We start from the raw sequence: 9,649 nt of genomic DNA on the forward strand, positions 1-9,649 counted from the left end.
CACCACCCCCGTGCCCCGGACCGCGTGATGGCGGCGGTCCGGGGCACAGCCGTGCCCGCGACCGCCCGCACCGCCTCCCACCTGCCCACGGGCCGCCACTGGGCACCCGCACAACCCGCCCGGGAAACCGTTGGCCGCCCGCCGCGAGCATGCCTTTTCCGCTGTACCGGCACCCTCCGCGCGTGCTGATCTGGGCACCACTTCCGCACGGACGAACGACGACCCCCGTGCCCGGACCCCGGTCCTTGTCGGGGCCACCCTCAACGGCCCAGCCACAGCCCCGACCCCGGTCGCGCGGCACGCAACCAAGGAGCAGTGATGCCCCGAGCATCGGACGAGGCGTCCACCCTCAGGGTGGAGAACCTCGACGTGACCTACGGACGCGCGGTCTCCGCACTGCGCTCCGTGAGTCTGGACGTGCCGCCCGGCAGCGTAGTCACCCTGCTCGGCGCCAACGGCGCCGGCAAGACCACTCTGCTGCGCGCGGTGTCCGGAACCCTGCGCCTGCACCGCGGCGCCGTCACCGCGGGCGGCATCCGCTACGGGGACACCGTCCTCGACGGACAGGACCCGGTCGCCGCGGTGCGCGCCGGAGTCGTCCAGGTGCCCGAGGGCAGGCGGGTCTTCGCCGGCCTCACGGTGGACGAGAACCTCCGCTCCGGCGGCCTCGGCCTCGGCCGGCGCACCCCCGAGCGGATCAAGGAGGGCCGCGAGCGGGTCTTCACGCTCTTCCCCCGCCTGGCCGAGCGCACCCGGCAGCAGGCCGGCCTGCTCTCCGGCGGCGAGCAGCAGATGCTGGCCATCGGACGCGCCCTGATGGCAGCGCCGAAGCTCCTCCTGCTGGACGAGCCCTCGCTGGGTCTCGCCCCGCAGATGGTCGAGCGGATCGCCGAGGTCGTCCGCGAGATCAACGCCCAGGGCACCTCCGTGCTGCTGGTCGAGCAGAACGCCGGCATGGCGCTCGCCCTCGCCGACCATGCCCACGTGCTGGAGGTGGGCGAGGTCCGGCTCTCCGGCCCGGCCGCCGAGCTCGCCCGCACCGACGCCGTCCGCCGCCTCTACCTGGGCGAGGCCGACGCGACGGACGGCGCCACCGGGCGGGCCACCGGGCAGGCCACCGACGAGGCCGCCCCCGGCGGCCCGGAGAGGGGAGCGGCATGAACCCCCGCACCACCGCGACCGCGCGGCCCGAGGCGCCCAGGCCCCTGGAGGTCGACGGCGTCACCGTCCGCTTCGCCGGACTCACCGCGCTCGACGACGTCTCCTTCACCGTGGCGCCCGGCTCCGTCCACGCCGTGATCGGCCCCAACGGCGCCGGCAAGTCGACCTGCTTCAACGTCCTCTCCGGCCTCTACCGGCCGGCCGGCGGAACCGTCCGCTACGGCGAGCACCTCCTCACCGGCCTCGCCCCGCACCGCATCGCCTCCCTCGGCGTCGCGCGGACCTTCCAGAACATCGTCACCACCGAGGGCACCGTCGGCGACAACCTGATGCTCGGCCGCCACGCCCTCACCCGCGCCGGCTTCGTCTCCTCCGCGCTGCACCTGCCGCACGCCGTCCGCGAACAGCGCGCCCACCTCGCCCGGGCCCGCGAGATCGCCGAGATCGTCGGCCTGGAGCGGCACTTCGACCAGCCGGTCGCGCTGCTGTCCTACGGCGACCGCAAGCGGGTCGAGATGGCCCGCGCCCTGTGCCTGGAACCCCGGGTCCTCCTGCTCGACGAACCGGTCGCCGGCATGAACACCACCGAACGCGCGGCGGCGGTCGAGGTCATCCGCACCGTCCGCGAGCAACTCGGCCTGTCCATCGTGCTGGTGGAGCACGACATGGGACTGGTGATGCGTCTCGCCGACGAGGTCACCGTCCTTGACTTCGGCAGGCGCATCGCCCACGGCACCCCCGACGAGGTCCGCCAGGACCCCGAGGTGCTGCGGGCCTACCTCGGCACCGGCGCGGACACGCCCGGAAAGGAAGCGGCATGACCGGCCTGCTCGACACCCTCCTCGCGGGCCTCGCCCTCGGAGCGGTCTACGCCCTGGTGGCGCTCGGCTTCGTCATCATCTTCAAGGCGTCGCACGTCATGAACTTCGCCCACGGCTCCATGCTGCTCTTCGGCGGCTACCTCACCGCGGTGCTCCACGACGACCTCGGCTTCGCCGGCGCGCTGGCGGTCGGCGTCCTCGCCACCGCGGCCCTGGCCGGCGTGATCGACCGGGTCCTGCTGCAGCGCCTGCCGCAGGACCCCAAGGCGGCGCACGTCGCCACCATCGTCACCATCGGCATCGACATCCTGCTGGTCACCGACCTCGCCCGCAGGATCGGCGGCGACCTGCTCTCGCTGGGCGACCCCTGGGGCGACAAGGTCCGCACCCTCGGCCCGGTCACCGTCGCCGACAGCCGGCTGGCCGCCATCGCGGTCTCCGCCCTGGTCATCGGCGGCGTCTTCGCCCTCTTCCGGTACAGCCGCTGGGGCCTGTCCCTGCGCTGCGCCGCCGAGGACACCGAGGCCGCCGCCCTCCAGGGCATCCGGCTCGGCCGGACCCGCATGCTCGCCTGGTGCCTGGCCGGAGCCCTCGCCGCGCTCGCCGCGGTCTTCCTCGCCGCCTTCCCCGCCACCGGCCTGGAGCGCACGACCGGGCAGATCGCCCTCAAGGCGTTCCCCGCCGCCATCCTCGGCGGCCTCGCCTCACCCGTGGGCGCCCTGGCGGGCAGCCTGGTGATCGGCCTGACCGAGGCCTTCGTCATCACCTACCAGAGCGACCTGCACGTCCTCGGCGACGGCCTGAGCGACGTCGCCCCCTACGTGGTCATGGTCCTGGTGCTGCTGGTGCGGCCCAACGGACTGTTCGGAGCGAAGGGAGCGGCCCGTGTCTGACGCCGCCAAGCCGCTGCTGCGCCTCGCCGCGATCCTGGTCCCGCTGCTGGTGCTGTGCGCGCTGCCGCTCTACCTGGAGTCCTACTGGCTGCGGATCGGCCTGTTCTCCATGGCCGCCGCCATCGGCGCCATCGGACTGACCCTGCTGTCCGGGACCGCCGGCCAGCTCTCCATGGGCCACTCCTTCTTCCTGGCCGTCGGCGCCTACGGCTACGTGTACTTCTCCGGCGACCCCGGCCCCGGCCTCCCGCCGGTGATCGCCATGGTGCTGGCCGTGCTGCTCGCCGGAGCGGCGGGCGGCCTCTTCAGCCCCGTCGCCGGCCGGGTGAAGGGCATGTACCTGGGCATCGCCACCCTGGCGCTGGTCTTCATCGGCCACCACCTGATGCTCACCATGGACGGGGTCACCGGCGGCTTCAACGGCCGCTCGGTCGCGCCGATGGAGATCGGCGGACTCGTCCTGGACGCCGGCCAGGGCGACCTCACGGTCCTGGGCGTGCCGTTCGGCGCCGAGGAGCGCCTGTGGTACTTCGGCCTGCTCCTGCTGGCGTTCACCTGGTTCACCGCCCGCGGCCTGCTGCGCGGCCGCCCGGGCCGGGCCCTGGTGGCGCTGCGCGACAGCGAGACCGCCGCGTCCGTCATGGGCGTCCCGGTGGCCCGCTACCGCTCCTCGGCCTTCGTCGTCTCCTCCATGTACGCCGGCCTCGCCGGAGTGCTGCTCGCGCTGTCCTTCCGGCGCGTGGTGCCCGACTACTTCGGGCTGGTCCTGTCCATCGACTACCTCGCCATGATCGTCATCGGCGGTCTGGGCTCGGTGGCCGGAGCCGTCGCCGGGGCGTTCTTCGTGACCGCGCTGCCCCTGGTGATGGCCAAGTACGCCGACCAGCTCCCGCTGGTCGCCGCCCCCGGCTCCCCGGACGGATCCCTCGGCCCCACCGAGGCCTCCCGCTACCTCTACGGCGCCGCGATCGTCGCGATCCTGCTGTGGGCCCCCGACGGCCTGCACGGACTCGCCCGCCGGCTCCGTCCACGGGCGCGGCCCATGCCCGCCGCGCCGCCTCCCGACACCGGGTTCGCCGAGCCCGTGACCACGTCCGCAGTTCCCGTCGCCACAGTCAAGGAGCACACCCCGTGAACGCAACGCCCCGTGCGCACCGTCGCGCCACCCGCATCACCGCCGCCGCGGCCCTGTCGGCGCTGCTCGTCGCGGGCTGCAGCACCAAGGCCGAGGACTCCAAGGGCAAGGAGGGCGCGGGCGGCATCAAGGGCGGGCCCGGCGTCACCGACACCACCATCCGGATCGGTTCGCTCACCGACCTGACCGGCCCGTACGCCACCCTCGGCGAGTCCATCACCAACGCCCAGAAGATGTGGGCCGACGAGGTGAACGCCGACGGCGGCATCTGCGACCGCAAGATCGAGATCACCGTCAAGGACCACGGCTACGACGTCCAGAAGGCCGTCGCCGCCTACTCCGAGGTGGCGCCCGACTCCGTTGCCCTGTCGCAGGTCATCGGCTCGCCGGTGGTCGCCGCGCTGCTCGACGACATCAAGAAGGACCAGATCCTCACCTACCCGCAGGCCTGGTCCGCCTCCCTGCTGGGCATCGAGCCCGTCCAGGTCACCGGAACCACCTACGACGTCGACATGATCGCCGGCGTCGACTTCCTGACCCGCGCCAAGGGCATCGAGAAGGGCGACAAGGTCGGACACGTCTACTTCGAGGGGGACTACGGCGCCAACGCCCTCGAGGGCTCGAAGTGGGCGGCCGCCAAGGCCGGGCTGGAGATCGTCGAGCAGAAGATCAAGCCCACCGACCAGGACCTGTCGGCCCAGGTGGCCGCGCTGCAGAAGGCCAAGGTCAAGGCGGTCCTGATCAGCGCCGGCCCGGTGCAGACCGCCTCGCTGGTGGGCGTCGCGGCCTCCCGCGGCCTGAAGGTGCCCGTGGTCTCCAACATCCCCGGCTACTCGCCGCAGCTGATGGCCTCCGAGGCCGCCCCGGCGCTCGAGGGCATGCTGAACATGATCAGCGCCGCCCCCGCGGTCAACGCCGACATCCCCGGCGTGAAGGAGATGGTCGAGAAGTACAAGAAGGCCTACCCGAAGGCGGCCGTCGACACCGGCGTGCTCTCCGGCTACAACACCGCCCAGCTCCTGGGCCTCGCCCTGGAGAAGGCCTGCGAGAGTGGCAGCCTGGCCCGTGAGGACGTCGTCAAGGCGCACCGCGAGCTCACCGACGCCGACACCGGCCTGGGCACCCCGCAGAACTTCGGCAACGTCAAGCGCCCGGCCGCGGTCGAGAACTACGTCCTCAAGCCGTCCAAGGACGCGCTGGGCGGGGCGGAGATCGTGGAGGAGGCCCGGGTGGCCCCGGGCGTCGAGGACTACCTGAAGGAGAAGGGCCGCGCCTGAGCCGTCCCGGCTCGGCACGACCCGCACGACGCACGACGAGCGGCCCGCACCCCCGGGGGGTGCGGGCCGCTCCGCGTCATCGGGACGCCGGCCCGCGCGAGCCGGTCGAGCCGGTCAGCCGGCCGCCTGGTCGCTGTCGCGGAAGGAGCCCCAGCCGTGCCAGCGGTCGATCTCGATCCAGGCGTTCACCCGGCCCCGCTCCCGCTCGGGGTAGGGCCTGCCCCCGTAGTGCCGCGAGAGCCGGTCGATGCCGGACAGGTCGCTGTCGTCGCTCATCTCCGCGACCCGGCCGATGAGGGTGACGTGGGTGTACCAGTTGGCCTCGTCAAGGACGGTGAGCGTGACCCGCGGGTCGTTGCGGATGTGCTCGAGCCGCTTGCGGCCCTCGTCCATGTTGACCAGCACCCGGCCGTCGTCCCACACGTACCAGGTGGCCGCGGAGACCGGCTGCCCGTCCGCCCGGACGGTGGTGATCACCGCGGGGTTGGGCTTCTCCAGCATGGTGATCGCTGCTTCGGGCAGCGGCGGCTTCGACATCGTCTCTCCTCTCCGTCGCACGACGGCCTGCCGTGCGCGGTTACCTCGACGGGGCGTCGCCCGGTCACGCTGCCACATCGGGCCCCCCGGATCCCGCACCGTGTGCCCCGAGTCCGCCGCCGGACACGGCCGGACACCGCCGGGCACGACGAAGGGCCCCCGGCCGGAGCCGGGAGCCCTTCCTCGATGCGGCGCGTACCTCGGGCCGCGCGGCCCTGCCTCAGGCCTCGCTGGCCCGCAGCATGTCCTCGCGCTCCACGATCTTCACGCGCTCACGGCCCTGCGGCTCGCCCAGCGCCTTCTCCGCAGCGTCCAGCCGGTACCAGCCGTCCCAGGTGGTGTACCGCACCCGGCGCTGCGCGAGGAAGTCCTCGACGGCCTCGGGAGCGGGGGAGGACGGCGTGTGCAGCCGGCCGTTGGCGTGGTCGTCCAGCAGGTTCGCCACCGTCTCGTTGGCGTCGCCCTTGGTGTGACCGATCAGGCCGATCGGGCCGCGGCGGATCCAGCCGGTGACGTAGGTGGACTGCAGGTGCTCGCCGTTCTCGATCACCCGGCCGCCCTCGTCCGGGACGGTGCCGGTGGCCTCGTCCCAGGGGAGCTTGGGCAGCTCGTCGGACAGGTAGCCCACCGCCCGGTAGACGGCGCCGAGGTCCCAGTCCTTGAACTCGCCGGTGCCCTTGACGTTCCCGGTGCCGTCCAGCGCGGTGCGCTCGGTGCGCAGGCCCACGACCTCGCCGTCCTCGCCGAGGATCTCGACGGGCGACTCGAAGAAGTGCAGGAACAGCTTGTGCGGGCGGTCGCCGACGTCGCGGATCGCCCAGTTCTCCAGGGTCTTGGCGACCATGTCCGCCTGCTTGTTGCCGCGGCGGGTGGCGATCGAGCCCTCGTCGTAGTCGATGTCCTCCGGGTCGACGATGACCTCGATGCTGGGGGAGTGGTCCAGCTCCCGCAGCTCCATCGGGCTGAACTTCGCCTGCGCGGGACCCCGTCGGCCGAAGACGTGGATCTCCTTGGCACGGTTGGCCTTGAGCCCGTCGTACACGTTGGCGGGGATCTCGGTGGGCAGCAGTTCGTCGGCCGTCTTGGCCAGGATGCGCGCCACGTCGAGCGCCACGTTGCCGACGCCGAGGACGGCGACCTTCTCCGCGGTCAGCGGCCAGGTGCGCGGGACGTCCGGGTGGCCGTCGTACCAGGAGACGAAGTCGGCGGCGCCGTAGGAGCCTTCGAGGTCGACGCCCGGGATCGGCAGCGCGCGGTCGGCCGTGGCGCCGGTGGAGAAGACCACCGCGTCGTAGAAGGCGCGCAGGTCGTCCAGGGTGATGTCGTTCGGGTAGTCGACGTTGCCGAAGAGGCGGATCTGCGGCTTGTCGAGGACCTGGTGCAGCGCGGTGATGATGCCCTTGATGCGCGGGTGGTCGGGGGCGACGCCGTACCGGATGAGGCCGAACGGTGCCGGCATCCGCTCGAAGAGGTCGACGGAGACGCCGGGCTCGGCGGCCGCCTCGGACTTGAGCAGCGCGTCGGCGGCGTAGATGCCGGCGGGACCGGCCCCGACGATGGCTACCCGCAGGGGGCGGGACATGTGCGATTTCCCTTCGAGCGATGAACTGACTCGTCAGGAAGCCTAAGCTAAGGCAAGCCTTACCTGGAATGCGGGTCCGCTTTATGGACCCATAAGCGCGGCTTATGCGGGAACCCTCGCAGGCGGGGTGCACGGCACGCCTGATGATCGTACCGCTCCCCGGCCGTCGCCCTCGCCGCCGCGCCGTGCACCGGCAGATGGCTGCACATTGAAGCCATTTTGAGCGATTTCATGTTTTGTTCCTCCGCTCCGTGTCACCAGATCACGTAGGTCCTGCCGCCTCCGGCGGCCCGCGACAGGCGAGAGCGAAGGAACGGAAACAGGATGACGGAGAGCAACCCCCTGAAGAGGGCTGCGCACAAGATCACCGGCGAGCCCGCCGCCACCGGCCCTCAGGACGGCGTTCCCGGCAAGCCCGGTCCCGAGTCGCCGTCGGTCGCCGAGCCGACCGAGCCCAGGGAGCCGCTCCCGCCCAAGGCGGACCAGCGCGGTCCGGCCACCGTGTCGCCGACCGGACAGGTCACCGGCGTCGACCAGGCCAAGGTCGCCCAGGGCGGGGCCTACCTGACCACCGCCCAGGGCGTGCGGCTGCACGACACCGACCACTCGCTCAAGGCCGGGCCCCGCGGCCCGGTCCTCCTGCAGGACCACCACCTGCGCGAGAAGATCATGCAGTTCGACCACGAGCGCATCCCGGAGCGCGTGGTGCACGCCCGCGGGGCCGGCGCGCACGGCGTCTTCCAGTCGTACGGCACCGCCTCGACCGTCACCAAGGCGGGCTTCCTGGCCAAGGACGTCGAGACCGAGGTCTTCGTCCGGTTCTCCACCGTCCTGGGCTCGCGCGGCTCCTCCGACACGGTGCGCGACACCCGCGGCTTCGCCACCAAGTTCTACACGGACGAGGGCGTCTTCGACCTGGTCGGCAACAACATTCCGGTCTTCTTCATCCAGGACGCCATCAAGTTCCCGGACGTCATCCACGCCGGAAAGCCCCACCCGGACCGCGAGATCCCGCAGGCGCAGAGCGCGCACGACACCTTCTGGGACTTCGTGAGCCTGCACACCGAGGCCACCCACCACACCCTGTGGAACATGTCCGACCGCGGCATCCCGCGCTCCTACCGAATGATGGAGGGCTTCGGCGTCCACACCTTCCGGCTGGTCAACGCGGCCGGCGAGACCACCCTGGTCAAGTTCCACTGGAAGCCCAAGCTGGGCGTGCACTCCCTGGTGTGGGAAGAGGCCCAGATCATCAACGGCGTGGACCCCGACTTCCACCGCCGCGACCTCTTCGACTCCATCGAGTCGGGCGCCTACCCGCAGTGGGAACTGGGCATCCAGACCTTCCCGGACACCCCGGACCAGATGTTCGAGGGCATCGACCTGCTCGACCCGACCAACATCGTCCCCGAGGAACTGGCCCCGGTGCAGCCGATCGGCCTGCTCACCCTCAACCGCAACACCTCGAACTTCTTCGCCGAGACCGAGCAGGTCGCCTTCCACGTCGGCCACCTGGTCCCCGGCATCGACGTCACCGACGACCCGCTGCTGCAGGGCCGCCTGTTCTCCTACCTGGACACCCAGCTCACCCGGCTGGGCGGCCCCAACTTCAACCAGCTGCCCATCAACCGGACCCACGTGCCGGTCAACGACATGCAGCGCGACGGCTACCACCAGACCGCCGTCCACCGCGGCGTGGCCCCGTACAAGCCCAACTCCCTCGACGGCGGCTGCCCGTTCGCGGCCGGCGCCGACATGGGAGCCTTCGTCGACGTGCCCGTCCAGCTCCCGGAGTCGGTCAAGGTCCGCGCGCAGTCCGAGACCTTCGACGACCACTTCAGCCAGCCGCGGCGGTTCTGGCTCAGCATGAGCCCCGTCGAGCGCGAGCACATCATCGCCGCCTACACCTTCGAGCTCGGCAAGTGCTACGAGCAGGCGATCAAGGAGCGCAACCTCCAGATCCTCGCCAACATCGACCCCGTGCTGTGTTCCAAGGTCGCCGAGGGCCTCGGCCTTCCGGCGCCCGAGCCGACCGTGCCGCTCGTGGACGTGCAGCCGAGCCCCGCGCTCTCCCAGGTCGGCGAGGTCTGGCCCGCCGACGGCCGCATGATCGGCATCGTCGCCGCCCCCGACGCCGACCTCGAGGGCGTCACGGCGGTCCGCGAGGCGGTCCTCGGCGCGGGCATGGTGCCGCTGGTCGTCGCCCCCACCGGCGGCCCGCTCGGCAGCGGCGGCCTCAAGCC

General features: G+C 71.9%; 8 protein-coding genes. 6 read left to right on the top strand and 2 right to left on the bottom strand.

Annotation, left to right across the window (positions count from 1 at the left end):
* Positions 1-318: 318 nt before the first annotated feature.
* The 5 genes from ACOV8S_RS09145 to ACOV8S_RS09165 are packed head-to-tail and all read left to right on the top strand — an operon-like array spanning position 319 to position 5,287.
* Entirely contained in the window at positions 319-1,161 is an 843-nt protein-coding gene (locus ACOV8S_RS09145; protein ID WP_448317203.1) for an ABC transporter ATP-binding protein, read from the top strand.
* Positions 1,158-1,982 (top strand): ABC transporter ATP-binding protein, encoded by an 825-nt coding sequence (locus ACOV8S_RS09150; RefSeq protein WP_448317204.1) that lies wholly within the window; start codon positions 1,158-1,160, stop codon positions 1,980-1,982. The genes ACOV8S_RS09145 and ACOV8S_RS09150 overlap by 4 nt, the downstream gene beginning before the upstream one ends.
* Positions 1,979-2,875 carry a branched-chain amino acid ABC transporter permease gene (locus ACOV8S_RS09155; RefSeq protein WP_448317205.1) on the top strand — a complete coding sequence of 299 codons (897 nt, stop codon included), beginning with the start codon at positions 1,979-1,981 and terminating at the stop codon, positions 2,873-2,875. Before ACOV8S_RS09150 ends, ACOV8S_RS09155 begins: the two co-directional genes overlap by 4 nt.
* Positions 2,868-4,010 carry a branched-chain amino acid ABC transporter permease gene (locus ACOV8S_RS09160; RefSeq protein WP_448317206.1) on the top strand — a complete coding sequence of 381 codons (1,143 nt, stop codon included), beginning with the start codon at positions 2,868-2,870 and terminating at the stop codon, positions 4,008-4,010. Before ACOV8S_RS09155 ends, ACOV8S_RS09160 begins: the two co-directional genes overlap by 8 nt.
* Entirely contained in the window at positions 4,007-5,287 is a 1,281-nt protein-coding gene (locus ACOV8S_RS09165) for an ABC transporter substrate-binding protein (RefSeq protein WP_448317207.1), read from the top strand. The genes ACOV8S_RS09160 and ACOV8S_RS09165 overlap by 4 nt, the downstream gene beginning before the upstream one ends.
* A 114-nt stretch (positions 5,288-5,401) precedes the next feature.
* On the opposite strand, the gene ACOV8S_RS09170 is transcribed toward ACOV8S_RS09165, so the two are convergent.
* Together ACOV8S_RS09170 and ACOV8S_RS09175 are read right to left on the bottom strand one after the other, a co-directional pair.
* Complete coding sequence (locus tag ACOV8S_RS09170) at positions 5,402-5,824, bottom strand: PPOX class F420-dependent oxidoreductase (RefSeq protein ID WP_448317208.1); 423 nt, start codon at positions 5,822-5,824, stop codon at positions 5,402-5,404.
* Positions 5,825-6,044: 220 nt separating this feature from the next.
* Positions 6,045-7,406, bottom strand: coding sequence for an FAD-dependent oxidoreductase (locus ACOV8S_RS09175; RefSeq protein WP_448317209.1), 1,362 nt, complete (start codon positions 7,404-7,406; stop codon positions 6,045-6,047).
* Between the two features lie 324 nt (positions 7,407-7,730).
* Here ACOV8S_RS09175 and ACOV8S_RS09180 point away from each other — a divergent pair.
* A partial coding sequence (locus tag ACOV8S_RS09180) for a catalase (protein ID WP_448317210.1) occupies positions 7,731-9,649 on the top strand: 1,919 nt, incomplete at its 3' end.

The sequence above is a fragment of the Streptomyces sp. CO7 genome (genome assembly GCF_053474865.1).